The sequence below is a fragment of the Bradyrhizobium sp. USDA 4452 genome (assembly GCF_054063575.1).
Genome location: NZ_JBSSGK010000001.1, coordinates 1,106,771 through 1,131,542 on the forward strand (window position 1 = coordinate 1,106,771; position 24,772 = coordinate 1,131,542).

27 protein-coding genes are annotated in these 24,772 nt (G+C 62.4%); 5 read left to right on the forward strand and 22 right to left on the reverse strand.

Annotated elements, in window-relative coordinates; translation table 11 throughout:
- Positions 1-246 precede the first annotated feature (246 nt).
- Entirely contained in the window at positions 247-618 is a 372-nt protein-coding gene (locus tag ACVISU_RS05515; RefSeq protein WP_456706260.1) for a hypothetical protein, read from the forward strand.
- A gap of 302 nt (positions 619-920) precedes the next feature.
- Here the strand turns inward: ACVISU_RS05515 and ACVISU_RS05520 are convergent, their stop codons facing one another.
- The 3 genes from ACVISU_RS05520 to ACVISU_RS05530 all read right to left on the reverse strand — a co-directional run bounded on the left by ACVISU_RS05520 (position 921) and on the right by ACVISU_RS05530 (position 4,345).
- Positions 921-1,127, reverse strand: coding sequence for a hypothetical protein (locus ACVISU_RS05520; protein ID WP_244521890.1), 207 nt, complete (start codon positions 1,125-1,127; stop codon positions 921-923).
- A 405-nt stretch (positions 1,128-1,532) separates the two neighbouring features.
- Positions 1,533-2,306 (reverse strand): hypothetical protein, encoded by a 774-nt coding sequence (locus ACVISU_RS05525; RefSeq protein ID WP_456706261.1) that lies wholly within the window; start codon positions 2,304-2,306, stop codon positions 1,533-1,535.
- Between the two features lie 974 nt (positions 2,307-3,280).
- A complete protein-coding gene (locus ACVISU_RS05530) occupies positions 3,281-4,345 on the reverse strand; it encodes a hypothetical protein (RefSeq protein ID WP_456706262.1) in 1,065 nt (354 codons plus the stop codon).
- A 30-nt stretch (positions 4,346-4,375) separates the two neighbouring features.
- On the opposite strand from ACVISU_RS05530, the gene ACVISU_RS05535 reads away from it, so the two are divergent.
- Positions 4,376-5,146 (forward strand): SGNH/GDSL hydrolase family protein, encoded by a 771-nt coding sequence (locus ACVISU_RS05535; RefSeq protein WP_456706263.1) that lies wholly within the window; start codon positions 4,376-4,378, stop codon positions 5,144-5,146.
- Between the two features lie 69 nt (positions 5,147-5,215).
- On the opposite strand, the gene ACVISU_RS05540 is transcribed toward ACVISU_RS05535, so the two are convergent.
- The gene (locus tag ACVISU_RS05540) at positions 5,216-5,425 is read right to left on the reverse strand and encodes a hypothetical protein (protein ID WP_050400177.1); all 210 of its coding nucleotides are present in this window, start codon (positions 5,423-5,425) and stop codon (positions 5,216-5,218) included.
- A gap of 114 nt (positions 5,426-5,539) precedes the next feature.
- Positions 5,540-6,787: a DNA polymerase IV gene (dinB, locus tag ACVISU_RS05545; protein ID WP_456706264.1), complete on the reverse strand. Its 1,248-nt coding sequence runs from the start codon at positions 6,785-6,787 to the stop codon at positions 5,540-5,542.
- Positions 6,788-7,134: 347 nt separating this feature from the next.
- On the opposite strand from dinB, the gene ACVISU_RS05550 reads away from it, so the two are divergent.
- Together ACVISU_RS05550 and ACVISU_RS05555 are read left to right on the forward strand one after the other, a co-directional pair.
- Entirely contained in the window at positions 7,135-7,401 is a 267-nt protein-coding gene (locus ACVISU_RS05550; RefSeq protein ID WP_050400174.1) for a hypothetical protein, read from the forward strand.
- A 197-nt stretch (positions 7,402-7,598) separates the two neighbouring features.
- Positions 7,599-8,732: a hypothetical protein gene (locus ACVISU_RS05555; RefSeq protein ID WP_456706265.1), complete on the forward strand. Its 1,134-nt coding sequence runs from the start codon at positions 7,599-7,601 to the stop codon at positions 8,730-8,732.
- 36 nt (positions 8,733-8,768) lie between these two features.
- On the opposite strand, the gene ACVISU_RS05560 is transcribed toward ACVISU_RS05555, so the two are convergent.
- From ACVISU_RS05560 to ACVISU_RS05630, 15 genes are all read right to left on the reverse strand, one after another.
- Positions 8,769-9,305: a tetratricopeptide repeat protein gene (locus ACVISU_RS05560; protein WP_456710762.1), complete on the reverse strand. Its 537-nt coding sequence runs from the start codon at positions 9,303-9,305 to the stop codon at positions 8,769-8,771.
- 235 nt (positions 9,306-9,540) lie between these two features.
- Positions 9,541-9,933 carry a hypothetical protein gene (locus ACVISU_RS05565; RefSeq protein ID WP_456706266.1) on the reverse strand — a complete coding sequence of 131 codons (393 nt, stop codon included), beginning with the start codon at positions 9,931-9,933 and terminating at the stop codon, positions 9,541-9,543.
- 12 nt (positions 9,934-9,945) lie between these two features.
- Positions 9,946-11,604, reverse strand: a complete 1,659-nt coding sequence (locus ACVISU_RS05570; protein WP_456706267.1) for a type II and III secretion system protein family protein — start codon at positions 11,602-11,604, stop codon at positions 9,946-9,948.
- 411 nt (positions 11,605-12,015) lie between these two features.
- Complete coding sequence (locus ACVISU_RS05575) at positions 12,016-12,432, reverse strand: TadE/TadG family type IV pilus assembly protein (RefSeq protein ID WP_456706268.1); 417 nt, start codon at positions 12,430-12,432, stop codon at positions 12,016-12,018.
- A complete protein-coding gene (locus tag ACVISU_RS05580) occupies positions 12,432-13,748 on the reverse strand; it encodes a pilus assembly protein TadG-related protein (protein ID WP_456706269.1) in 1,317 nt (438 codons plus the stop codon). Before ACVISU_RS05580 ends, ACVISU_RS05575 begins: the two co-directional genes overlap by 1 nt.
- A gap of 9 nt (positions 13,749-13,757) precedes the next feature.
- A complete protein-coding gene (locus ACVISU_RS05585) occupies positions 13,758-14,204 on the reverse strand; it encodes a hypothetical protein (RefSeq protein WP_456706270.1) in 447 nt (148 codons plus the stop codon).
- Positions 14,205-14,231: 27 nt separating this feature from the next.
- Positions 14,232-14,885 (reverse strand): methyltransferase family protein, encoded by a 654-nt coding sequence (locus tag ACVISU_RS05590; protein ID WP_456706271.1) that lies wholly within the window; start codon positions 14,883-14,885, stop codon positions 14,232-14,234.
- Positions 14,886-14,888: 3 nt separating this feature from the next.
- A complete protein-coding gene (locus ACVISU_RS05595) occupies positions 14,889-15,857 on the reverse strand; it encodes a type II secretion system F family protein (protein ID WP_456706272.1) in 969 nt (322 codons plus the stop codon).
- Complete coding sequence (locus ACVISU_RS05600) at positions 15,794-16,720, reverse strand: type II secretion system F family protein (RefSeq protein ID WP_456706273.1); 927 nt, start codon at positions 16,718-16,720, stop codon at positions 15,794-15,796. Before ACVISU_RS05600 ends, ACVISU_RS05595 begins: the two co-directional genes overlap by 64 nt.
- Positions 16,720-17,967, reverse strand: coding sequence for a CpaF family protein (locus ACVISU_RS05605; protein WP_456710763.1), 1,248 nt, complete (start codon positions 17,965-17,967; stop codon positions 16,720-16,722). Before ACVISU_RS05605 ends, ACVISU_RS05600 begins: the two co-directional genes overlap by 1 nt.
- A 194-nt stretch (positions 17,968-18,161) precedes the next feature.
- Complete coding sequence (locus tag ACVISU_RS05610; protein WP_456706274.1) at positions 18,162-19,352, reverse strand: AAA family ATPase; 1,191 nt, start codon at positions 19,350-19,352, stop codon at positions 18,162-18,164.
- An 8-nt stretch (positions 19,353-19,360) separates the two neighbouring features.
- On the reverse strand, positions 19,361-20,329 hold the full coding sequence (gene cpaB, locus ACVISU_RS05615; protein WP_456706275.1) for a Flp pilus assembly protein CpaB: 969 nt from the start codon (positions 20,327-20,329) through the stop codon (positions 19,361-19,363).
- Position 20,330: 1 nt separating this feature from the next.
- The gene (locus ACVISU_RS05620) at positions 20,331-20,837 is read right to left on the reverse strand and encodes an A24 family peptidase (RefSeq protein WP_456706276.1); all 507 of its coding nucleotides are present in this window, start codon (positions 20,835-20,837) and stop codon (positions 20,331-20,333) included.
- Positions 20,838-20,907: 70 nt separating this feature from the next.
- Positions 20,908-21,123, reverse strand: coding sequence for a hypothetical protein (locus ACVISU_RS05625; protein WP_050400156.1), 216 nt, complete (start codon positions 21,121-21,123; stop codon positions 20,908-20,910).
- Positions 21,124-21,213: 90 nt separating this feature from the next.
- Positions 21,214-21,429, reverse strand: coding sequence for a hypothetical protein (locus tag ACVISU_RS05630; RefSeq protein WP_050400155.1), 216 nt, complete (start codon positions 21,427-21,429; stop codon positions 21,214-21,216).
- Positions 21,430-22,422: 993 nt separating this feature from the next.
- Here ACVISU_RS05630 and ACVISU_RS05635 point away from each other — a divergent pair.
- A complete protein-coding gene (locus ACVISU_RS05635; RefSeq protein ID WP_456706277.1) occupies positions 22,423-23,145 on the forward strand; it encodes a LabA-like NYN domain-containing protein in 723 nt (240 codons plus the stop codon).
- 52 nt (positions 23,146-23,197) lie between these two features.
- Here the strand turns inward: ACVISU_RS05635 and ACVISU_RS05640 are convergent, their stop codons facing one another.
- Positions 23,198-23,968: an SDR family NAD(P)-dependent oxidoreductase gene (locus ACVISU_RS05640; protein ID WP_050400152.1), complete on the reverse strand. Its 771-nt coding sequence runs from the start codon at positions 23,966-23,968 to the stop codon at positions 23,198-23,200.
- 53 nt (positions 23,969-24,021) lie between these two features.
- Entirely contained in the window at positions 24,022-24,744 is a 723-nt protein-coding gene (locus ACVISU_RS05645; RefSeq protein WP_456706278.1) for an SDR family oxidoreductase, read from the reverse strand.
- Between the last annotated feature and the right edge of the window lie 28 nt (positions 24,745-24,772).

Consider the following 24,772-nt stretch of genomic DNA (forward strand, 5'->3'; position numbering starts at 1 on the left):
CTGCATGTCCGACAGAATACCCCGGAATTTCCGGCCCGCTCTCTGCAAACAAAGGTAACTAGTCTACGCCCGCTTCATTGCCGCGGGATCAGATTGTTCATTGCACGCCTTTGATCGCTCGCAAGATGCGGACCAAGGCATGAGCTTTTTACTGCGGGAGGCCTTATGGTCTTGGATAGGTCGCGCCGCGCGCAAGACCGATGACGATGCGAGTACGCATCGCAAGATGCTGATCCGCGCCTTTCCATGCAGAGCAGCTATTCGGTGCGCATCGTCGCCTTCCACGCTGCCAGGAGACTGCGCAAAGTCGCGACCGAAATCATTGAAGCGGCGCAGAGACAGCGGCGAGAGTCTTCCTTGATCTCTGCAATATTTTCTTGGGAATGGCCGGGGCTGTCTGCCCGTCACCGGTCTCGCATGGAGACGAAGATGACCGACGAGCAGCTGATGCGGCTGAAAGTCTACGGGAACAATGTCGAGCGCTATCGCCGATTACTCAAGGGCAACCTGACCGAACAAGAAAGAGAATTCGTCGAACGGCGCCTCACCGAGGAACAGTTGGCGATCCAGAGGCTAAGGACGAATGGCCTCGTACATGGCGCGTCGAAGATGACGTGAACGGATTGCTTCCTCTGCAAGATCATCGCATCACGCTGATACTGACTGCAGTGCCGGTCTGCGGCTGGTAAATGAAAAACGAGCCTGTCGAGAAGTTCCTAGCTTGTTCCAAAGGCTCAGCAAGCAATCTTGGTCCTTAACGATCAGCAATCACAGTCGAATTCAGCAAAGGCCTGGTTTGCTCAACGAAGCCTCGTTCCCCGAGGTCTCTTTCTGTTCATATACCTTACTAGGTAACACTGGCGTCATTTGTTCGCGGTCTGTTTCGCCGACACGACGCGAGACAGTCGATCACGGCTAGTCTAGGCCGGCGCATTGTCCCCAGGCGTCGGCAGAGCTTCGGTCAACGCCTGCTTTATGCGTTCGGCCTGCTCCTTCGTAAGCTTCTCGGCAAAGCGGCCACCTCTTTCGAGCTGCGCCGGCCCCTTGAGTTTTCGGTCATAAACCATCCAGTCGGTGCTTCCCTTCCGAACGAGGAATCTAGGGTATACGGGCGCGGCGAGCTTCAACGATACCTCCCAATCGGTCAGTCCACGGGTCTCAAAAATGCACGCCCGGTGACGGTTCTTTCCTAAACTGGGACACTGAAATTCCCAGCATCACCTCTAGAGCAAGGGCTATGCCGATACACCCGATCTCGGCGAACCAAGCCACGACCTCTCACATGGCAAAGACCTTCAGGTCGCCGATCCTCCGAAGTCGCGCCTTGCATGACGTCGAGCCAGATCGTTTTTACAGCTCGGCCATCCGCGCTGCGGGGTCCGCGCGATGTCACCCGCTATAGGCAAGCGGTTGGCCAGTGCGGCCCTGAAACCCACTCCAAGATGAGAGCGATCGCGGGCTGTCGACTGGAGGTCGCAGTCAAAGCGTCTGCGGCCTCTCCGTGCTGCTTGTCGTGATGGCGGTCGCGCAGATCAGCGCACTGACCACGGCCATGCCGATGGTTGCGGCTTGTTGGCTTGCGGGCGCGCCGGCTTGTGCGCCTGTGTGACATTGGTCGGCCGCCGCGGACGCGGCAATGGTACTTCGGAGGTTGCTTTTGGTTGTTCTGACGTCTGCTCAGGCACTTCAGCATCCACCTTTGGTGGTGAGGCGTTAGCGATCAGACGGGCCAACTGCTCCTGGCTTGCGCTGAGCCGCTCAGTGAGCGTCTTGCTGTCTTGCGCCATCTGACTTTGGACAGCCTTGATCTCGTCGATGACATTGTTGTTGCGTGCTATTTCCGCCTGGCCCGCCGTGATTTGCCTTGCCACGCTATCATTGTCGCGGACCAGTTGGTCTTGCCTCAACTGCAGCCTTTCGACCGCTTGCCTTAAGGCAGCGAGGTCGCGCGCCATCGGTCCGAGCTGCTGTGCCAGGTCGGGAGAAAGTGCGACGGAGGTCGGCGCAATGTCTTTCGGCGGGACTTGTGTCAGCGGCGCAGGCCTCGAAGAGGGCACGACCGCCGTACCAGCGGAGGACCACCACCAGACACCGCCACCGATGGATGCCAGCAATACAAGACCGACGGAGGCAGGGTAGCGCCAGTCTCTCAATCGTCGAATAGTTGCTAGCGGCGCACGAGGCACCTTCATGCCGGTCGGCGGGCTCGAAGGGCTGACTCCCGCTTCGCGCGCGAGGTTCGAAAGCTGCTCGTCCAAACTCGCGAGCCGCCCTTCCGGAACCTTGTTGTCCAGTGTGGAGTCCATTTTTGGCGCTCCGTATCAAGACCAATCTGATCCGACTGAAAACAGAACCAAGGGCAATAGTTGTCCCGACTGAGCGGTCATCGAAGTACGCAAATGGGAAAGCGGGTAGCGTACTTCAGCTCAGGCAAGGAGGGAAGTGGCTCTGCCCTCGGCGACCATCAACCGGGAGAGCTCCTTGGCCTGGGTCAAGTCGCAATTTTCCGCTGCACGACCATCGCTCGCTGGGCGCAGCCGCCCGGTAAAAGCACGACCGACACGAGACTTAACGATCGATATGGACGCAGCTCGGCGGAACGTCACCCATCAGAACACTGCGCAAGCAATACTCCAGACGCTCGCAGCCATAACCATCCTTATCCCGTTCTGACGAACGTCCATTCGGGGACTTCAAACGGTAGCCCGCGGGCCGATGGGTAATGGGAATAGCCGCCGAGGAGATCGCTGAGCGCGGCCACTGCCGAGTGATACGATCCCAAATTCTCCTCCTCGAAGTAGAAGTGAAATCGCCCGTTCGATGGCACGATGCGAAACGTGCCACCCTTGGAGCGGAATTCCCAATAGCCTGGCGTCATTGTCGCAACCAGACACACGGCCGACCGGTCCTTGCGGCCGCGAGCATGTGAACCAACCTAACGACATCGCCAGGATGGAGGGACTGAGAAGTCATATGAAGCGCGCCTCCGAATCGTGATGATTCTACGGCGGAGGGGCATTGTCAGCCAAAGCGTTGACCGACTTATCCATCGACTTTCAGAACGGGGCGTCTAACAGCGCCCGAAAGATTGTTGGTCGGTAGGAGCGCGGAATATTGCGAGGGCAATACGTGCCGTGGCATGCCCCGCGGGGACATGCCTGGTTCGGCCAGGGCCCAAATGACCGGCCGAGCAGGCAGACGCCCGAGACCTCCGCCCGAGCCGCAGGCCTTTGCCCGCGGTCCATGCCCAAGAGCTCGGTCAACTTGGTTGCGGCGCCTCTCAATCAGGCATCCACCTGATCGAGGCCGGATCGGCGGGACGCGTGGTGGTGTAAGTTACCAGATCGCATCCTCGCTCGACGAGGAGATCGGCAACTTCGATGAAGCCTTCGTCACCCCCGTCCTGCGAGCTATGAAAGGTAACATCGCTCATGGACACATGCTGGCTCGTCAGCGAAAGCCTGACCATTCCCTGATGGTCTCGAATTGGCCTGCAGATTGGGATGAGTCGTGCCTCGAAGTTGGTCGGGTGATAGGGCGTGAGACGCAGGTTCTTGTAGAAGGTTCGGTCACCCTCGATCGACAGCACGCCCTTGCACGCCGCCGAGTTCACCATGAGGCCGCGGATCGATGAATCCGACCCGATGTGGATCGGATACGTCTCGCCGCGTTCCAGCCGGACACCCGAAAACGCAATCAACCTCGACGAGTATTCGACCAGTCTGCCCGCTATTTGATCCTTGAGCGGCACGCGCTCGTAAGACGTGAACGCAAACGTGCGTTTGCACTTGGCAGTCTCCGCCGTCCCTATCTTAGTCAAGAAATTGCCAAGGTGCGTCGCTATCACACCCGACAGGAATTCGGCCGGATGACTGCCGTCTGCATATAGTTCCTTCGCGTCCACCTTCCCGGACTTGGCGACGGCGGCGATAACGTCCCGGACATCCAAGTAGTACCAGTCATGCTTCTGGCAGACGGAAATACAGGCGGAGATGATCGTCCTTGATGCGTTGATGTCGCTCACCGGTATGCAAACAAAAACCGGCTCGCAATTGGCGCGCTTGGCGGAATGCCCAATCCACTCGACCCACCTCACAACATCGTAGTAATCGATCGCATTGGCAGAAAGCAGCGAAAAATCGATCACGCACGTATCGACGATGCAAAACTCCGAGCCTTTGAAGAAGTCGCCCTGGGCGAAGTACGGACCGAGCAAGGACGGAGATGCACCGATCCTTGCTGATGATTTCACTTCAATTGTGTCATCGGCATCCAAGAGCTTCTGGAAAAAGCCTGCCTTCAAGATGCTGTTTGACTGTCCCACGATCGAAATGCTCAGCGACATCGGATTGACCGCCTCAGATGGAACCGCGCAATGACATCGAAAACGCTTGATGGAGAACCTCGCAACGCCGCGTCAACGACATCAACCGTTTATGTCGCGGCGACGTTATCAATTGTCGCGGCGCTCTGTCTACCATCGGCGGGACGAGCACAAAGTTCGAGAGCTGCATGCGACAAGACCGACACGCAATTTGCCGTAACGGCCGCCCTGCCGGACAACGCCGATGCCTTGCGCAAGTATGAACGAAATGTGTCGGGCCTGTCAGGCGATGTCTCGACAATCTTGCTCGGCGACTCGCTGGTCGAGGCGTGGCCGAGGGAACTGGCTGCATCACTCGGCGCCGGCCCGGTGGCCAACCTCGGCGTCGGACGCGACAGGATCCAGAACACGCTCTGGTTCATCGAGCACGAACGCGAGCGGCTGCGGACGATCAAGCCAAAGTCCATCATCGTGCTGGTGGGGACCAACAACATCTATCTCGACAAGCCGTGCGGCGTGATGGAATCCTATAAGAAGCTGTTTGGGGAGATCAGGTCGCTTTGGCCGAACGGCAAGATTTTCTCGATCCAGATTCTTCCGCGCGGCGACCAGATGAAGGGAGCAGCCGAGAATATTGGATCCGTCAATGCCGAGCTGAGCAGAAGAAGCCGGGAACTCGGAATTAGAACCATCGATGCCTCCGACATCGCATGCGGACGAACAACGCCGTGCGCCAATTACAAGAGCGATCTCCTGCACCTGACGCCATCCGGATACGAGGCCCTTACCAGGATCGCCCGGGAAGGCATGGGCTCATCGTAGGCGCCCAACGAGGCTGCGCAGCAACGCGCCAACGCGGCCATCGGTGGCGCCTGGGCGCGATCCGGCCTTCTAGCTCAGCATCGAAATGATCGATTGAAGCTGATCAGACGCCGCCGTCACGAGCCCGTCGAACGACGTCTGGCCGTGCGCAGCCGTTCGCAAGATGCATTCGGCAACGGCTGCCTTGAGGCCGAACACGGATTGATCGGCCGGTACGCTTGCCATCACCGCGTCCAACGCATCACGCATCGTCTGGATCAGTTCGGAGCTGAACTTCATGGCTATCCTCCGCATGCTCAGGATAGAGCGGGCGCACGAAGCCGCACCTCACAAGCCCGCGATTCCAGATTGCGTTTTCTTAATGCGATGACAAGCCGGTGAACCAGCGAAGGGCTAGAGGTCCTTCTCGGCCAGCTTGCGGAAGTCGTCGGGCACCGAACGAACAGCCTCCAGCGCCGCCGAACCATATCCGATCGCATCCCAGCCAAAACGATCGCGGACCTTGTCGATGGCACAGTCCGCGGCCCAGCGCGCCCTCCCTATCGGACTTCCAGGACGAAGCGCCTGATCGGCCAGTCCGAGCGGAAGCTCGAGCGCAAGATCCCAATGCTCCTCGAGATGCGACACCGAGATTGCCAGCAGCGAAATGATCTTCTCGCCTGGATGGTCAGCAAGAGCAGCGCGCACCAGCTTCTCGGCGAGCCTGGCGAGGATCACCGTGGTGCACACGGGCGCATCGAGCGTCATCGAGCGCGTCACCGATTTCAGGTCGGCGAAGCGAACGCGCACCGTCACGGTTCGTCCGGGCCGGGATTTCGCCCGAAGCCGCGTGGCGACGCGGTCGGCCAGATGAAGCAGCGTCGGCCGGATGACTTGCTCGGTCGCCGGCTTTCGGCCAAGCGCCGATTGTGCTCCTGCCGATCGCGCGCGCCGATGCGGCGTGAGCTGTCGGGGATCGCGATTCCAGGCCAGCGCAGCGAGCTTCTCGCCCGCCGCCGGTCCGAGCAACCGCGTCAGCGACCGCTCCGACAATTCGGCGAGTTGACCGATCGTCGTGACGCCGATCGCGTCCAGCCGTGTCCTGGTGACCGGCCCTACTCCCCACATCAATTCAACCGGCAGTTCGTGCAGGAATCCGAGCTCGGCGTCGGGATCGACGACGACCAGTCCATCGGGCTTTGCGACCTGCGAGGCGATCTTGGCCAGATGCTTGGTGCGCGCGACGCCCACGGAGATCGCAAGGCCGAGCTCTGCGCGCACGCGCCGCCGGATCGCCGCTGCTATTTCGGCGGGCGTTCCGAACAGATGCGTACAGCCGGCAACGTCGGCAAACGCCTCGTCGATCGAAATGCGCTCGACCAGCGGCGTGAAGTCGCCGATCACCTCGATGGCCGCGTCGCCCAGCCTTTGGTAATCACTGAAGTGGCCGCCGACGAAAATGAGTTGCGGGCAAAGCCGGCGCGCTTCCCGCCCCGACATGCCGCCATAGACCCCGAAGGCCTTGGCCTCATACGACGCGGCAAGCACAACCCCGCCGCCGACGGCGATCGGCTTGCCTCGCAGCGACGGCTCAAGCAGCTGCTCGACCGACGCGTAAAACGCATCCAGGTCCGCGTGAAGGATGGTGGCTGCGGTTGCCATCTCAACCGGTTCATCCCTGACCTGACCAAAACCGCTCGTCTCTGGACGCTACAATAGAGAATAGAACAAAACAAGAACATAACCAATCCCGGCCGACCGGGAATGGTCGCGGGCGCCGGCGGTCGTCCAGCGACCGTTGGGCATGCGCTGTCGTGCCAGGCATCGAAGCGGGCTGCCGGTCGCAGTCCAAGGAATCACCGCGAGGCAATCGACTGGTCGCTCGACGTCCACAGGCATTCTCTGCCGAGGACGAGCGCGACAACGCGCGGGTCTCGCGTCCCGCCGCGCCAGCTCGCTCATCGGTCGCGTTGTTTGACGAACAGGCTTTTTCGGGTAGAGATCAAGGAATGACCGACCACTCGCATCAGGTGGACTTCCAGGCCGCGGCCTCCCTCTACAAATGGCCTTCTCTCAGCAATGCCCGGCGAGAGGATCGCGCGCCCTATATGATCGTCAACGGAACGCTCGACCAGTGCATTCGGGACTTCATGGGCAAGCCCGAGAAGACCCGGCATCTCTACGAGATCCGGACCACGTCGCAGCCTCCCCTCGTGCCGGATGTGCTGTCGCCCGAGCACGTGATCGAGCTCTCCAGGCTTCGCGAGTTTCTCTGAAGGGCTTCACGGATGTCGTGCGCCGGAAGGCGCATTGTTTGCCTCTGCGGGGGCCGCTAGACTTGCCCGGCTCACTGACTGACGGACGTCCGCGCCGGCATGATTGATCCGCTTCGAGGTCTTCAGCGCTCCGTACAGCGCCTGCACGCGAGCGCGGCGGCCACGCGACCGGTTGCCGGGGCATCGAGAGGCGCCACATGAGGTTCAATCTGGCGATCTTGAGCGTGCTGGCCGCAAGACCCGAGCAACGGATCCCGCTTGAAGAGGTCAGCCGCGAGGTCAAGCGCATGGTCGCGGCGGGCGATGCAGCCACGAAGTTGAAGCGATCGGCAGAACTTGGCGACGCCGACGTCTTCCAATCCGGATGGGCTTCGATCAATGAGGCTGGGCTGCAGATCACGGACTCCGGCCTCGCATTATGGCGCGAGCTCGAAGCGTCCCGGATCGAACAGGAACTCGACGAGCAGGAGGCCGGCGAACCGCAGGCGGAGCACCTAGAGACCGTTGCTGCCGACCCGCGCGATGCGATCAGGAATGCCGTGATCGAACGGCCCGGCGTGATCGACCGGCCAGTCCCTTTCATGATGCAAGAGGGCCTTGACGGTCGCCCGACCTCGGGAGCAAGCCGCTCGACGGCAGCCCCCGACCTGCCCGCGCGCTCCCCGATCGTCCCCGAGCCGGCATTTGGCTCCATTCACGAGACGGACCGAAGCGCTTCCCGGCTCTCACACCTTGTGAAACGCCTCGGCACCAGCCTGCCGCGATTTACCCGAGCGCGGCAGCGGCACTCCGACGGCGAAACGCCGGATCGGAAAAGGGTGAATGGCGCTGCAATGCCGGGGCTGGCCGTTGCATGCCTCAGCTTGATCTCGGTCGTTGCATGCGTTGCGGCAGCGATTGCACTCGGCCAGATCACTTCGCTGAAGTCGGACAACGCCGCGCTGCGGCGGGAGCTGGTCCCGCTGAGAGACCGTCTCACGCGGCTCGAACAGGACGCCGCGAAACGCGAGGCCGCGCAACAGGAGGCGCAGGACAAGCTTGGGGCGAACAAGAACGCCTCTGATGCCGGCAGCGAGCAGACTGCGCTCAACCTCTCGCGAGAGGAGATTCAGCTGATCAGGGAATACATCAAGGCGGCCCCTTCGGCCGCCGGCGGCGGGCCGCCGATCAACGTCGGCGATCCCGTCACGGGCGGAATGATTCCGTTGCCGTCGCCGCTGACGGAGAAGGCGCCACGACTGGTCGGAGCGAGATTTGCGATCCGCAACGGCGTGATCATCATCAGCACGCGAAACAGCCGCCGCATCGATGCCGTGCTGATGCCGAACTAGATCGACGCGGCGGCATCGCTTGCCGCCGCAACCATCCTACGGCTGATTGTTCGGCGACCGCTCGATGAACTTGCGGCTTCCGTTGAGAAGTTCGAGATTGTTGGCGATGACGGGGTTGCCCGGATCGAGCGCATACGCCTTCTCGAACTTGTGTCGCGCGGCGCTGAGATTGCCGCGCAGCATCAGGGAATAGCCTTGATCGTTCAGGATCTGGACGGTCTCGCCGCCGATCCGGATCGCCTGGGCATAGGCCTGATCGGCAAGATCGAAGCGGCGCAGCCTGTCATAGCTCGCAGCGAGCCCGACCCAGGCCGTCACGTCCTTCGGCGCCTTCTCGACCGCGTCCTTGAAATAGCGCTGGGAGATGCCGTAGTTGCCGCGGTTGTATTGCTCGAGGCCCATCCGCACCGGCTCATCGGAGGGATAGTATTTGACGTCGGTCGGCTCCTGCACCGGGTCGCCGCCGGGCGGATCCACCGGCGCGACGATCGCAGCTTCCCGCGTCGTGTAATCACAGCCGGCAAGGCCGGTCGCCAAGCAACAACAGATCAACGCTGGCGCGAGACGATGCAATCCTCGCCCCGTGCCCCAATTCCAGCGCATCTCCTGCACCCTTCGAAACATCATCGCAAAACACCTACGAGAAACAGACGGCACGACCGAAACACCCGAGGCCGGCGCCAGAAACCAACGTCGAAACTCCCCTTCCAAGTCCGCGCCCCGTCCTCCCGCCTACACCGCAAAGATTGATCGAGAAATCGACATCCGAACGGCAAATGCCCGCAGGCTGAGATCCATCAGCCCATTACTACTTGCCAACCCCGACGGCCACTGAGCCTCCGGTCCCCGCTCCCAAGCCGGTTGTGTTGACATTCTGAATAGTGGTGACGGGCGGCGCCTGGCCCATCGCCTTGGTCGGGTCGCCCATGTCGGGAAGCTGATCGACCGGCCGCGTTGTGGTGCCGTAGCGCTTCACGGCCTCGCCTGTCCGCCGCGCATCATATGCGATCCTGCGGTCACCGACATAGGCCGGCCACGGATGGATCGTGTGGGTGACGGCATTGACCTCCTTGGCGTTGCCGGCACTCATCGTGATGGTGTCGGAACGCTGGACGTAGCGGTCCATCTCGTCATGACCGTATACGCCATAGCAGCCGCCGAGCATCAAGGGGGCGAGCAGAGCCAGATATTTGGTCGTCATCTCTCGCCTCCTCTAGTTCAGGGTTTTCACGACCGGCTGGTTTGCAGCGGCAGCCGGGAGCGGAACGGGCGCGACCGCATTGGGCGCGATGATGTGTCCGTAAGGGCCCTTCACCTCGCCGCCGGAATTGACGTAGTCGTCGTAGCGCTTGCGAACTTCCATCTGGCCATTGAGGAAGAAATCGACGTCGTTGGCCGGCAGGCGCGCGTCGAGCGGCGATGCCAGCTGTTGACCGGGCGCCGCCGGCGCGACGAGGCGCGGCGTCACGATGATGACCAGGTCGGTTTCCTCCTGCTGGTACGACTTGCTGCCGAACAAGCTTCCAAGCACCGGCACCGAGCCGATCCACGGCAATTGCGAGACGTCCTGCCGGTTGCGCGTCTGCAAGAGACCGGCGATGGCAAAGCTCTGGCCGTCGCGCAGTTCGACCGTGGTGCGTGCGTCGCGGCGGGTCAGAGATGGTACGGTCGTTCCCTGAATTGTCACCGCATTGGAGAAGTCGAGCTCGCTGACCGAAGGCTCGACTCGAAGGTTGATGACGCCGCGAGACAGCACGGTGGGCACGAAGGCCAGTTCGACGCCGAACTTCTTGTAGTCGATCGTCACGGTCGGAAAACCGTTCGTCGTTTGGGTCGGGATCGGCACCGGGAATTCGCCGCCGGCCAGGAAGCGCGCAGCATCGCCGGAAAGCGTGGTCAGGTTCGGCTCCGCGAGCCGGCGGGCGAGTCCCTTGGTTTCCAGTGCGGTGATCAGAAGATCCACCGAGCCGCCGTTGCCGGTCCTGATGAGGCTGGTCAGCAGGCTTCCGAACGGCGGCGGAGATACGCCCCCGGCAGAACCGACAAGCGTTCCGACCGTTGCCAGCACAGGTAAGCTGCCTGTGGGAGTGGTTCCGACGGCGGTGCCCCCGGCACCCAAGGTGCCAGTGTTTGTATTGATACCGCCAATCGGCATTCGGCCAGCCGCTACAACGCCACCCTGCCCCGAAATGCCAATATTGGTGCCGTTGGCGTTGGCCACCCCAAGGTTCACGCCGAGGTCGCGTCCTGCCTGGCGACTAACCTCGAGGAAACGCACCTCGAGCATCACCTGCTGCGGCGCTGCAACGCTCATCGCATTGACGACGACGCCGCCCTCGGGAACGCTTCCCTTTGCAATCGTGAGCGCCTTCTCCGCGGCCACCGCATCGGCGGCCATGCCGCTCAGCACCACCTGGCCTTCGGACGCGGACACGCGAATGCCGCGCGTACCGGTGCCGGCCTGGATGTTCTGCTGCAGATTGCCGATATCGAACGTCACCTCGACATCGAGAATGCCGATCTGCTTCATCGAGCTGTCGAACAGGATGACGTTGGTGGTGCCGGTCTTCTTGCCTTGCACGTAGACGAGATGGTCGCTCAGCGACTTCACGTCGGCGATATCGGGCGAGCCGGCGACGATCGTCGAAAATGCAGTATCGACCCTGAAGGTGCGCGACTTGTTGACAGTCACCTTGACGCGCTGGACGTCGCTCATCTCGCTGACGAAGACGCCGCTGGATTGCGGAGCCCGCCGGTCCGCGGCGCTTGCAGGATCGGTGAAATGAAACAGGGCAACCGCGGCACCAAGCGCCAGCGCGCTCGAGGCTAAGAGCCTGCGTCCCGCATCATCCGAAGCGCGACTTCCCATCATGACAATCCCCTTCGCCGTGTCCCCACAGCGACCCCCGTAAATCTACGGCCTCGGCGTCCCGTTCACTCCCGTTCGTGCACCACGCCGTAGAGCTTACAGTCTGTCCGACTACAAATAGTTACTTGCGAATTCCCATTCCCCGGCGCGCTGATCCGAAGCAAAAGGGCAACTCGCCCCAGACGCCAGGCCGCTAATGGCGGCTTGAAGATCATCCTCCGCTACGCCTCTTGATTGCAAGGAAAGAGCCCCGTAGGGCCGCGGCAATCCCTGAAAAAACTGTCCAATGTTGCCAGCGCGCACCACTTCCATGACCCACGCGAGCGGTCATGGCCCCGCCTTGCAGCAGAGGCTGACCTGCCGGCTCTCGAACCCGAAGCATCCACCCACTCAGGCTCAACGAATCGAGGCTCCTCAGAACGGAATCTTGGTCGTCACGCTCGGCGCGTTGAGCGTGGTGCCCCAGACCGGCATCAGCATCTTGAAGTTGGGCGACGATGCCGTCACGACGAGCGGACTGCTTGTCGTCGCCGGGACGTTGAGCGTCGGCGAGAGGCCGCCATTGAACAGGAAGGGCGCAACGGCCTGTTTTGCCGCCGTCGTCGGCAGCGGATCCCCGCTGCAGCCGGTCGGCTGATTCTTCTGGATGACCGCGTTGGTGTAGCAATTGATCATCACCGCCCGGGCGCCGGCATTGGCGAGCGAGCGCAACGATTGCAGCGTGATCGCGTAGCGTCCGAGATCGAAGATCGCGAAGATTAGAGTAAAAAGCGGCACGGCGACGAGGCAGAACTGCATCGCCGCCACGCCGCGCTGATCGAGCCTCCTCATCACTGCACCAATTGTACGTACTGTGGAGTCGAGGGCACCGTGTTTGTCGGACACCCGGTGTCGTTGAAGGTGGCGTTACCATTGAAGGCGATCGACGCCGCAACCAGCTCACCGCACCCGTTTCCGCCCCCAAGATCGATCGTCGGATTGCCCTGGAAGGTGACGGACGCATTCGGAACGTACATCGTTCCGCTCAAATTGATGTTGCTGTTGCCTCCGAACTGCACGGCGACGTTGCTCTGATCGTAGATCGCCATATAGGACAGCAGGCTGAGGTATGGCTGCAGCGCGCTAGGAACCTGCGAGCTGGTCACCGAGGCGTTACCCGTGATCGTGATCGTGCCGGTACCCTTCATGCTGAAGCTGGCGCCGGGCAGCAGGATGAACAGCGCCGTTCCCGAGATCGAGGAATTCCCCTTCAGCGTCAGCGTTCCAGAGATGAAGTAGACACCGCCCGTCAGATTCAGCGCGCCGTTTCCCGTCAAGCTCACGTTGTTGTTCTTGCACGGTGTAGTAGCAGAGTACGCTGTCAGGCTGCTGCTATTGGAGCAATCGGCGAGCGTCGGCAGCGTCACGCTGTCCAACGCAGAGAACGGATTGGTGACCGGCGGCATATAGGTGTACGCGGTGTTGCAGAATGACGAGGCGCCCGTACAGCCGCCCGCGGCCGAGAGCGAACCGAGATTGATCGACATCCCGCCGCCGGTGAAGTCGAGTGCGTTGCTGGCGGTGTCGTTCGAAGCCATGCCGCAATTGGGCGCATTGATGTTCGGGCTACCCTGGAAGCCGATCGTGCCCGTCAGCGCCAGGGCGCATGGCGGCTTGTTCGCACCCTGCACCTTGGCAACCGCCATCGCGCCGATGGTGACGGTGGAAAGCCCGAGCATCTTCGCCAGATACGTCGGCTGCGTCTGGCTGACCTTGGCCTGAACGTAGGTTCCGGCCGTCCCGCCCCATGACGTAAGCGATGCAATCTGGACGCTCTGCGAGATACCACTCGGAAGGCTCGTCGCGCATTTCGAGCCGGGATACGACGTATCGCCCGAATTGCAGAACGTGTTCTGCGCAGCGAATTGCTTGCCGCGATAGATCACATCGCTATTGGTCGTTATGGAGCAGGACGTTCCAGCAGCGAGGCAGGCCGCTTGCAGACCGCCCGAATAGGCGGCGGCATCGGCAGCATTCTGCGCCCGCTGCTGGGTGACGTACCAGGACCCCGCCTCGCCTCCGAGCGCGAGCACACCGATCAGGGGTATCATTGCGACCGTGGTTGCGAATGCGGCCGATCCTCGGCGGCAACGGAGCACGTTACGCATGGCACACTCCTATTGAAACCGTTCGGTATAAGGCAACGTGAACGAGCAGGTATTGGTGTTGCCGCTGGTGCACAACATCGTCTTCAGCACCATCGGCTTCAGGGTGACCGTGGTGCTGTACGAATAGTACTTTGGCGACGCAGTGTTGGTGCCCGAGCACACGGCGTTGCCGTCGCCACAAATGAGCTGGATACTCGTAATCGGGTAACGGGAATCGGCCTTGGCGAGCGCGGCGGTCGCCCAGCTCGACGAATTCGTCACATCGGGCGGCGGCGAATACTGGATGGACTGCCCGAACGCACGCAGCGCGTCCCACGCCGATGCATATTGGTAGCCGGCGGCCGCGAGGTCGGCGAGCGGCAGAAAAACGATCATGAGCAGGAAAAGGTAGACGATCGGCATCTCCAACGCGGCCGCGCCGCGCTGATCCGCGATCAGAGACCGCCTGAGGCTCACACGATTTTCCCTGCGAGGCATGGCCAATCACCAGACATAGGGGATCAATCTCCAGCGCGACGCCTCGTAGCTGGAGTATTCGGGAAGGTTGCGCCGAAGCACGTCCTCCTCATAGAGAATCCGGCAGACCTGGATGCCGATGTGCAGGATCAGCAGGGCCACGGTCACGAAGCTCAGGTGCTGCAGCACGACCCCCAGGAACACGATCTCCTCCGAGAGATAGAGCGGATGCTTGATCCACCGGTACGGACCGGTCTGCACCACCGAACGCGCTTGCGGCACCAGACTGAACGATCGTCCGAGATGCCGGATGGTGACGAGGATCATGATCATGCCGGTCAGCACGCAAAGCGTTGACGCAAGGTTCGGCACCGCCCCTTCGGTCTTGGCGAAGAACGTGATCGTCCACGGCCAATAGGTGCCGACGAATGCGGCTATCCTCGGCAACAGGCCTTCGGCGTGCGCCTTGGCAGGCGCCCGGGTCAGAACCAGAACCGCCAACATCAGGTAAAACACGGCGAGGCAAAGGCTCGACACCAGCGAGGGCCACGGCTCGCCGGCCGACGCCCCGAGCTTGAACGTCACGGTCAGTCCCAGAAGAAGGAACCAGGCGCTGCCCAGGACCCGGGTTATCCGATCGTAAGCCGGGCTTGGCGGCAGTGTCATTGTACTTGCGCTCATGGCCTAGTGACCGATGTTGGAGAATGTACGCATGAGGTGAAGGAACGGGCTCGCGCCCAGAATGATGAACATCGCCGGCAGCATGAACAGCACCATCGGAACGGTGAGCTTGGCACCCAGCTTGTGCGCGCGCTCTTCCAGCTTGGTGATGCGCTCCCGACGCAAGTCGGTTGCGATGCTGCGCAGCGCCTGGCTCAATGGCGTGCCGTATTGCAGGCTTTGGCTCACCATGGTGCCAAAACGACGGAGCCCCTCCGACGTGGACGCAAGCTTCTCGAATGCGTCGGCGCGGTTCGGCAGGATTCGGAGATCATCAAGAAGGCCATGCAGTACATGAGCGATCGCGGGATTGGTCTGCCGCATCTCGTCCGCCACGCGTTCCAGCGCGCTCTCCAGGCCCATGCCTGCCTCGCTGCAGACGACCAGCAGGTCGATCGTATCGGGCGTTCCAAGCCGGATCGCCGCATCGAAGCGCCGCTTCAGCACCGACAGGATCAGACGTGGGCCCACGATTCCAAACGCCACGCCAAGCAGCGTATAGATCATCGTGTCGCTGAACGGGCTTCCGATAATCTGCGCGACGGAGAAGGCTGCGATCGGAAGCATGAACATGCTGACCGTCTTGAAACCGATCCAGATCGGCAGCACGCGATAGTGATTGAACCCTGCCGATTGCAGGACCATCCGCAACTGGTCGAGGTTTTCCTGACCATAGAAGCGCCTGTAGCGCATGCCGAGCGACGAAAGCCAGCCGATCAAATCCCTTGACGAGGTCGTTTGGTCGGGAATGCCCAGCACCGCGTTCGAAACACGGGTGTTCAAGGCGCGCAGGTGCACCTCCCGGATGATCATCAGGAAGGTTGCAGCCGCGGTCATGACGGCAAGGGATGCAAGGGCGAGACCGACCGTCATAGCGCCGTCTCCCTTCTGACCATCCAGCGGATCACGAAATGCCCCATCAGGACCGAACACGCCGCATAGGCGAGCAGCACGTTTCCTTCGGGATCGAACAACAGCAGATCGATCGACTGCGGATTGATCCAATAGAGCAACCCGCCGACGATCAGCGGCGCGAATGTGAGAGCGCGCGAGGAGAAGATGACCTCTCCCGCCAACGCTTTCGCGCGAGCCGCCAGTGCAACCCGCTGGCTCACCGTCTCGCCCAGCGTCTGCAGCGTTTCCGCCAGACTGCCGCCGGTCTTCAGCTGCACCGCAAGCGTTACGGCAAACATCGCATATTCCGGCACTCGCGTTCGCTGATAGATCTCTTCCACGGCCTCCTCAGGCGACCTGCCCATATTCAGTTCGTTACAGACGATGGCAAATTGGCCGGATGTCGGTTGCGGCATCTCGCGGGCGATGGTGCGGAATGCTTCGTTGACTGGCAGCCCCGACCGCACGGTACTCGTCACCAGCTGGACCGCGTCGGGAAGTTGCTGGAAGAGTCGGTTCGCGAAGTTACGCTGCTGCCATCCGAACAGGCCGCGCACGACCAGGATGGCGACGACCGCCGCCGCAATAGCCGCTCGATAGCCGGGGAATTTCAGCACCTCGTTGAGGTAGAGGACACCGGCCGCTGCCATTCCTCCTGCAAGCAGCACGTAGACCGGGCGCACGACGTACACCATCTCGGGGCGATAATTGGTGAGGCGATTGAGCAGATTCAAACGCGAAGCCTTGGCCGCACGACGGATGGACACCAGGGCTGCCGCTTCAGCCGCCGGCAAGGCACTCTCGAGCCGGCGGTCCAAGCGCCGCTGGCGCGCGTCGAGCCACAGCGTATTGACCGTGGCACACAGCAGGAGCACCAGAACGATGACCAGGGACGTCGACATCAGATCTGCCTCATCGATTCGGCCCAGGCTCGCTCGAGCCCGTAATAGACGAGCCGGCTCTTAAATTTCGGAACCGCGTTGGTGGACCTGTAGGTGCCCGATATCCGCCCGTGAACGTCCTCATCCTTGTACTCGAACAGCGCAATGTCATTGGTGGTGATCACTTCGCCCTCGAGGCCGATCACCTCGCTGACCTGCACGATGCGGCGCTGGCCGTCCCGCATGCGTTCGACCTGAACGATGAGGTCCAGCGCTGCGACGATCTGCGCACGGATCGCGCGCGACGGCAGATTGACTTGTCCCATCTGCACCATGTTCTCGATGCGGGTCAGGGCATCGCGCGTGCTGTTCGCATGCACGGTGGAGATCGATCCGTCATGACCGGTGTTCATCGCCTGCAGCATGTCGAATGCCTCGGCGCCACGCACCTCGCCCACGACGATGCGGTCCGGCCGCATGCGCAGTGCATTCCAGAGCAGGTCACGCTGGGTCACCTGCCCCGTACCCTCGAGGCTCGGAGGCCGCGTCTCCAGACTGATCACGTGCGGCTGCTGCAGCTGCAACTCCGCGGCATCCTCGATCGTGACCACGCGTTCACTGTGATCGATGAACTGGCTCATCGCGTTGAGCAGCGTTGTCTTGCCGGAGCCGGTGCCGCCGGAGACCAGGACATTGAGCCGGCAGCGGGATGCGATCTCCAGAAGCTGCCCGATCGCAGGCGCCATCGAGCCGTTCTCGATCATTCCGGCGATGTTCAGGCGCCTGCTCGGGAATTTTCGGATCGAGATGCAGGGGCTATGCACCGAGAGGGGCGGCAAGATGATGTTGACGCGACTGCCGTCCGGGAGACGGCAATCGACCATCGGACTGGATTCGTCGACGCGCCGGCCGACCTGCGCGGCAATCTTCTGCGCGACCTGGACGATGTGGTCGTTGTCGCGAAACCGGACCGCGACCCGCTCGAGCCTGCCGCTGCGCTCGACATAGATGTTGCTCGGCCCGTTGATCATGATGTCGTTGATCGTCTCGTCGAGCAGAAGCGGACGAAGCGGCCCGTAGCCGGTCATGTCGTCCGCGATCTCCTCCGCCAGGAAGAGCTGCTCGCGGCCCGAGAGCTCCAGCCGTTCCTGGTTGGCGATACCGTGAATGATTTCCTCGATCTGCCGGCGAAGGACGTCGCGGGACACGGTCGCAGCCACCGACGGCTCGATCTGCTCGATCACGCGTTCGCGCAGCGACGACGGCATCGCCGGATGGTGCGTCACAGGCTCGTCCTGCTTCGGTGCCGATACGAACAGGCTGGACGCCGATGGCGCCACGCCCGGATCCGTCGGCGGCAAGGCCGGCGGTGCTGGCCAAACGTTTGGCGCCTCTGCCGGCGGGCTTGGCATCGCCCCGAGCATCCGCACCGGCATTTCGTCTGCGCGCCTGCCGAACTTCTTCATAGCCCGAGCCACCTCTTCCACCCCGCCTTCTTCCTGGAGCCGACACCGGTGATCTCCCGTACGATCGGAGCGAGGTGCCGCCGTAGTGCGGAGACGTGCTTGAGCGCGGGAACGCCGAGGTTGACGGCCTGGGTCATTCCCTTGCCGAGGTCCGGGATGATCATGTCGGGCTCTGCGCCCAACGCCTTGACGATCGTCGCCCTGGGCAGACCGCCAGGACGATCGGCACGATTGAGCAAGGTAAAGACCCGATCCTTGCCGGCGATGTTGGTGACGGCGTTACGTAGCGCGTGCGCGTTGCGCAAACCCGTCACTTCGGCCTCCAGCAGCACCAGCACATGACGTGACATCTGAATGACCGGATAGATCGATGCGGGGAACGGCACCGGCACATCGACAACGACGTAGTTGAACCGCTGGCGGAGCAAGCCCAGCACGTGCCGCACGCCCGCCTCGGTGATATCGAGCTTGGCATCGAGATCTTCGTCGCCCGAAATCAGGACAACCCGATCGTTCACCTCGATCGCCGCGCGCTCCAGGAACAGGGTGTCGGCCCGCATCGGATTCTCGAGCGCAATGCGGAGGCCGGGTCCAGGGCGGACACCCAGCATTACCGCGGTCTCGCCGCCCTGCAGATGCAGATCGAGCAGCGCCACCTTGGCCTTGGTGGTTTCGGCCAGTTGCAGCGCGAGGTTGATGGCGACACTGGTCGCTCCGGCGCCGCCCTGCGCGCCACAGATCGAGACCACATGCCCGCCCCGGTCATTGTGAACGGGCGCGACCTCGCCAAGCAGCTTCGGCCGGAGCTGGTCCAGCACCATATCCCTTGTGATCGGAGTCGGGAGATACTCGGTCAGGCCGATCTCCATCAGCTCGCGATAGAAAGTGATCTCCCTGTTCTCGCCGATCAGGCACACCTTGACGTCGGGCGGGCAGACGCTGGCCAGACGCTCCAGTTCGGTAAAGGGATCGTCGATCCCGCTGATGTCGGTCACCAACGCCGACAGATCGGTGTCGGTCTCGAGCATGCGCGTCGCATGACGGATGGTGCCACGCCGGATGACTAAATTGCTGCCGTCGAGCCCCTTGCGCAGGGCTGCGGCGCTCAGCTCGTCGTTGACGAAGCAGACGATGCGGTTACGCGTGACAACGGACGTCGTCTCTTCGGGGGATTCCATCACTGCCATGTTCACACTCATCGACGTTTCTCCGGCCCCTTGCTCGCGTCACCCACCACCGCCGTCGCCTGACGGTCGACCTCCGTCGCGCCGTCGCAGCCCGCAAGGACGTCGTCGTCGATATCCTGCTTCCGGACCGAGTATTGCTTGACTTCGCTGCCGGTGTAGATCGCGACCATCGTGCTCTGGCCGGCAAGCGCACTCTGGCGCGCCAGTTCGGGCGACACATCGCAGCTCGACGTCACACCGGTATCTGCCTTGTCCCACTGCTCGGCCGCAGCGCGGACGACGAGAGAGAGCGTTCCGAGCTGCTTTGCGACGGAGACCTTCTTGACCTGATCCGGCTTGAGCTCCAGCGATACGGTCTGCGCCGTCTTGCCCGCGACCGCGTTGGTGATGGGTCGCCCGCCTTGCGCGATCTCCTGATCGATCGCGATCACGCGCACATTGGACAGAACGGTTTCGCTCACCGCCCGCCGCGCCAGATTCGCCTTCTCGAACACCTGGGTCAGCACCACATCAACGTTGTCGCCCGGCCTGATCAAACCCGAGACGCCGGTCTCCTCGTCGACCTTGATGCTGATGGCGCGGCTGTCCGGCGCCAGAACGCTGGCGAGGAAACCGCGATCCTTGGGGCGCAGGATATCCTGCAAGGTGATGGGACTGCCGGCATCGACGAACTTGCGCACCAGAGAACCGGGAAGTCCGGCCTTGGTATCGGGCGTTTCGAGGATCGCCCCTGCGGGGACATGATCCGACGCCGCCTGGCGCACGGCGAAATCCTCATCCCGGGCCAGCGCGCCTTTCGACAGCGGACGTGTCGCGACAAAGTAACCGACCGTCGCAGGCGCGGCGGGCCGCTTTTCCGCGACCGCCTCGGCAACAACCGTGTCCTTCGACTGGTTCGCACCATAGGCAATCAGCCCGAGCGCCGTAGCCGCAAGCAACAGCACCATGATGATCGAGACGCGCAGAGCGGATGACATATCAAAATCCTTTGCTCAAAATGGTCCAGATGCCGCCGCATGCGATGGCGACGCCGTAGGGCAGCGGCGCATGTCGCACGTGACGCCAGCGCTCGACCGCGTAAACCCGGCGCACCAGCGACGATCCGGCGGGTGCCAGCCTCGGATGCGGCAGACGGCGCATCAACAGATGCACCGCAGCCAGGACCCCGCCGGCCAATGCGGTCACCGTCAGCAGCTCAACCACACCGGCCAACGGGAGACCGATCGCCAGGGCAACCAGCAACTTGACGTCGCCGCCGCCGATCATTCTGCGCTGGTAGATCACGAACAGCGCCAGGAACAGGATTGCGGCGACGATCAGCGACTGGCCGAGCTGCATCGGGCTGGCCAATTGGCCGACGATCCCAAGCAGCGCGAGCGCCAGGCAAATTTCGTTTCGGATCAACCGTGTCGCGATATCGATCGTTGCGACATAGAACAACAATGCGATTTCCAGACACGAGGTCGTGGACGCAATCCAACTCATGAAAATATGTGCCTCAGAAGTGGTGGGGGGCATAAAATGATGCCCCCCTCCGAAGCGCGAACTTGCCGATTTAGGCCGAGACCGCGGTCGTAACTGCGGTTGAGATCGCGGTGATCGCAGTGCTCAACGCTTGCCCGATACCGCTGGCCGTACTCGTCCCGAATGCGGCGGCGACCGCGGCGACGACACAGGCGGCCACGATCACGTACTCGAACGACACGACGCCGTCCCTGTCCGTGCGCAGACGCAGCAGCACGTCTCTTGCCTTGATGCAATGATGCAACATGGAGCGAGCCTCCTCCTACCTTGCCGACACCTCAATCCTGTTGACGACCGTTGGCAGAGAAAATTCTGCCAACGCCGTCAATGATCGGATTTAGGCCGAGACAGCGGTGGTGAGAGCGGTGCTGATGCTGGTGATTGCGGTGCTCAGCGCCTTGCCGATACCGGACGAAGTGCTGGTACCGAACGCAGCCGCGACCGCGGCGACGACACAGGCGGCGACGATCACGTATTCGAACGACACGACGCCGTCCTTGTCCGAGGCAAGACGCTTGACGGATTCCGAGGTCTGGATGAAGAGCTTCAGCATAGGAAAAAATCCCTTTTACGATGAATTTTACTTACGATTAATTTACGCAACTGGTTGGGGGCAAAATCCGCCAACTAAGATTTGCTTATAATCAGCCGAAAGAAAGCTGTCACCCGGTAATCCCTTGTTAACCCTACTGGCGAAGCGGCCAACACCCCTTTCCGGGCACGCCGCGCCGAAGCGCTGCGCATGAAATCCCTTAAATTATAGGAGATTTGGCATCTCACGACATTTCAATATGACGCCCCCGTGTGAATACGGTGGCAGTCTCAGGAGCGCGCCAACGGGCAAGTTGCCGCGAAACCGACGTCCGGAATGACGGCCTCGTGTCAGGAGCAGGTCCGCGGAATCCCGCCGAGCCGGCCGCAGCTCTCCGGGTGGGTTCGACGCAACTGGTCGACCGCCGGCATCGACTTGCCCGCCTCGGCCGGCGCGGCCGATAGCCTGCTGCGCTCGCCATCGAGGAGGCTCTTGCCGCGCTCACGGCAAGCTGCCAACGCGAGCCTACCTGCCTCCTGCCGGTACGGACATCACACCGAGCAGCGGGTCGATCGCGACGGTTCGTATGAGGACGAGAGCGTTGTCGAGGCGGCGCAGCAAACACAGCGCTGCGGATCCGCGCCCATCAGCAATCCACCCGGGGAAGCAAGGCCATCCCTCCGGCGACACTCGCAACGGCAAATCCGGTATCTGCAAAAAAGTGGTATCTCGAAATATCGCTATCGGCACAAAATGGCGCCGGTGCACCCGATTGATTTTGGATGTAGTTATGCTGGTGACGCAGTAGTCGCCTCTGGCGCAGCGGTGCGGCAGTTCGCCGACGCCGCCGCGCGGTGCGGCACTGCGCGGAGCGCCGCTCGCCCGATGAGTTCGAAACGCAACCGCGAGGGAATCCTCCGTCGCCGAATACACCGATGTGCGGCGCGGACGTAAGCGGCAGCATTCTTCTCGACGGCGACCGTTTCATCTCTATGCGGCGAGCCGGCGCCATGCTTGGACCTGGCCTTATCAATAGGCGCACGATCACTATGGCACCCGCCGCGATCGAAAATTCCGCTTCATCCCCGCCGAGTCCTTGCTCTAGGATCAGATATTTCAATCGAGCGCCTGGCATGCGCTCGAAAAAATTTTCAGGACCAATGCGTACTGCGACTGATCCGGGCCTCATGGGGACTTGAGATGACCGATCGTATTGCCCTTTTCATCGATGGTGCGAATCTGCACACGACGGTCAAGAATCTCGGCTTCGAGGTCGACTTCCGGCGATTGCTCCTGGAGTTCAGCAAGCATGGGCAAATCGTCCGCGCCTATTTCTACACGGTGGTGAGGGACGACGACGAGTTCAGCAGCCTTCGGCCGCTGGTGGATTGGCTCGATTACAACGGATATGCGGTGAGGAGAAAGGCTGCCAGGCAGCACGACGACGGCGAGGGCCGGAGGCGAATGAAGCGCAGCATCGGCATCGAGCTTGCGGTCGATGCAATGGAGATCGCGCCCCGCATCGATCATGCGTTCGTGTTCTCCGGCGACGGCGACCTGCGAGCCGTTGTTGAAGCCGTCAGGCGCAAGGGCGTGCGTGTCACCGTCGTTTCCAGCATTCGAACGAAACCTCCGATGATCGCCGATGAGCTTCGCAGACACGCCGATGCCTTCGTCGAACTCGAGAGCCTCAAGCCATCGATCGAGCGTCCAGCGCATCCGATCGCGCCGGAGTGACGTTGCGGGCGACTTTCGTCGTCGCCGGCCGGGATCGGCTCGAGACGAGGTCCTATACCGCGCGATTCTGCGTCGGCGAGCGGCCGCCGCCATCGGCGACCAGCACCGCACCGGTGACGAAGGACGCCTCGCCGGAGGCCAGGAACAGGCAGCATGCCGCGATCTCGGCGGGCTCGGCCATCCGGCCCAGCGCGATCCGCCGTTCGACGCTACGAAACTCGGCATCGGCCGTGGTGCCGTTCTGGTCCGCGAGCAACTGCATTTCATAGGCGCTCATCGGCGTCCGTACCCAGCCGGGCGCCACCGCATTGGCGCGAATGCCGTCGGCGCCGTGGGCGTAGGCCAGCGAGCGCGTATAGGCGACGACGGCCGCCTTGCTGGCGGCGTAGCTCGCGCTATCCGGGCTGGCGTTGAATGCGGCAACCGAGGCGACGTTGACGATCGCGCCGCCGCGCTGCCGGAGCAGCGGCAGCGATGCCCGGCAGACCCGCATGGTCCCCGTGAGGTTGACATCGAGCGTCCTGGCCCAGACCTCGTCCGAGACGCTGGCGGGCTGATCCGGCACGATCAGGCCGGCGGCGTTGACGACGATGTCGAGCCGCGCGCCGCAGGCGGCGACGGCATCGGCGATGTCGTCCGGACGCGTGACGTCACCCAAGACGGCCCGCCCTCCGCACTCCGCGGCGGCTGCTTGCAATTCGGCGTCACCGAGCCCGAACAGCACGACGCGCGCGCCGCTCAGTGCCAGCAGCACGGCCGTGGCCCGGCCGATCCCGGTCGCTGCGCCGGTCACCAGCGCGGTTTTTCCGTCCAGCCGCGGCATCAGGGCATGATCCGGAAAAGTGGAAACCGGTTTTCCGAAGATGTCATGCTCATCTAGAGTCCCCACTGCCGTTCGACGGCAAATCCGGTCTCCGGCAGCGTCGAGCCGCCGTCGACGACGATGGTCTGCCCGGTGACGTACCTGGCCTCGGTGGATGCGAGAAAGAGCATCGCGCAGGCGATGTCGTCGGCGCTCCCCATGTGCCCCATCGGAATGAAGCGTTCGAGCTTCGGCTTGTTCTCCGGCGCGCTCATGGTGCCGCGGCCGGGCTTCTCGATGAAGCCGGCTTCGACGCCGTTGACGGTGATGCCGTCGCGCGCGAGCTCGAATGCGGCACCGCGAACGAACGCGTTGACGCCGGCCTTCGCCGCCGAGTAATGCGCACCGCCGCCCATCGCGACGCGCGCGGACACCGAGGAGGTCACCAGAATGCGACCGAAGCCGTTGGCGCGCATATGAGGGATTGCGGCCTGCGCCAGCCAGATGCTGGCGTTCAGGTTGAGCGCCAGCGTCTCGTCGAGCTTTGCTTCATCGAGCTGTTCAAGCAAGGCCCACGGACAACCGCCGGCATTGTGCACGACGATATCGAGCCGGCCGTGTTTGGCGGCGATATCGTCAAGCATGGCACGCAAGCTGCCGCGATCGAGCCTGTCGAACGGGACACAATATGCGGCGCGTCCATCGGCTGCCAGTTCGCGCGCCAGTGCCTCGGCCACATCGAGCGTCCGGTTGGCGATCACCACGGTCGCGCCGGCCCTGCGCAAGGCGCCTGACAATGGCTGCGCCGATCCCGCGGCCGCCGCC

Excerpts from the sequence above, each read along its gene's own strand:
- ACVISU_RS05515 (WP_456706260.1), top strand. The coding sequence starts at position 247 with ATGCAGAGCAGCTATTCGGTGCGCATCGTCGCCTTCCACGCTGCCAGG.
- ACVISU_RS05525 (WP_456706261.1), bottom strand. The coding sequence starts at position 2,306 with ATGGACTCCACACTGGACAACAAGGTTCCGGAAGGGCGGCTCGCGAGT.
- ACVISU_RS05530 (WP_456706262.1), bottom strand. The coding sequence starts at position 4,345 with ATGTCGCTGAGCATTTCGATCGTGGGACAGTCAAACAGCATCTTGAAG.
- ACVISU_RS05535 (WP_456706263.1), top strand. The coding sequence starts at position 4,376 with ATGACATCGAAAACGCTTGATGGAGAACCTCGCAACGCCGCGTCAACG.
- ACVISU_RS05540 (WP_050400177.1), bottom strand. The coding sequence starts at position 5,425 with ATGAAGTTCAGCTCCGAACTGATCCAGACGATGCGTGATGCGTTGGAC.
- dinB (WP_456706264.1), bottom strand. The coding sequence starts at position 6,787 with ATGGCAACCGCAGCCACCATCCTTCACGCGGACCTGGATGCGTTTTAC.
- ACVISU_RS05550 (WP_050400174.1), top strand. The coding sequence starts at position 7,135 with ATGACCGACCACTCGCATCAGGTGGACTTCCAGGCCGCGGCCTCCCTC.
- ACVISU_RS05555 (WP_456706265.1), top strand. The coding sequence starts at position 7,599 with ATGAGGTTCAATCTGGCGATCTTGAGCGTGCTGGCCGCAAGACCCGAG.
- ACVISU_RS05565 (WP_456706266.1), bottom strand. The coding sequence starts at position 9,933 with ATGACGACCAAATATCTGGCTCTGCTCGCCCCCTTGATGCTCGGCGGC.
- ACVISU_RS05570 (WP_456706267.1), bottom strand. The coding sequence starts at position 11,604 with ATGATGGGAAGTCGCGCTTCGGATGATGCGGGACGCAGGCTCTTAGCC.
- ACVISU_RS05575 (WP_456706268.1), bottom strand. The coding sequence starts at position 12,432 with ATGAGGAGGCTCGATCAGCGCGGCGTGGCGGCGATGCAGTTCTGCCTC.
- ACVISU_RS05580 (WP_456706269.1), bottom strand. The coding sequence starts at position 13,748 with ATGCGTAACGTGCTCCGTTGCCGCCGAGGATCGGCCGCATTCGCAACC.
- ACVISU_RS05590 (WP_456706271.1), bottom strand. The coding sequence starts at position 14,885 with ATGAGCGCAAGTACAATGACACTGCCGCCAAGCCCGGCTTACGATCGG.
- ACVISU_RS05600 (WP_456706273.1), bottom strand. The coding sequence starts at position 16,720 with ATGTCGACGTCCCTGGTCATCGTTCTGGTGCTCCTGCTGTGTGCCACG.
- ACVISU_RS05605 (WP_456710763.1), bottom strand. The coding sequence starts at position 17,967 with ATGCCGTCGTCGCTGCGCGAACGCGTGATCGAGCAGATCGAGCCGTCG.
- ACVISU_RS05610 (WP_456706274.1), bottom strand. The coding sequence starts at position 19,352 with ATGGCAGTGATGGAATCCCCCGAAGAGACGACGTCCGTTGTCACGCGT.
- cpaB (WP_456706275.1), bottom strand. The coding sequence starts at position 20,329 with ATGTCATCCGCTCTGCGCGTCTCGATCATCATGGTGCTGTTGCTTGCG.
- ACVISU_RS05620 (WP_456706276.1), bottom strand. The coding sequence starts at position 20,837 with ATGAGTTGGATTGCGTCCACGACCTCGTGTCTGGAAATCGCATTGTTG.
- ACVISU_RS05625 (WP_050400156.1), bottom strand. The coding sequence starts at position 21,123 with ATGTTGCATCATTGCATCAAGGCAAGAGACGTGCTGCTGCGTCTGCGC.
- ACVISU_RS05630 (WP_050400155.1), bottom strand. The coding sequence starts at position 21,429 with ATGCTGAAGCTCTTCATCCAGACCTCGGAATCCGTCAAGCGTCTTGCC.
- ACVISU_RS05640 (WP_050400152.1), bottom strand. The coding sequence starts at position 23,968 with ATGCCGCGGCTGGACGGAAAAACCGCGCTGGTGACCGGCGCAGCGACC.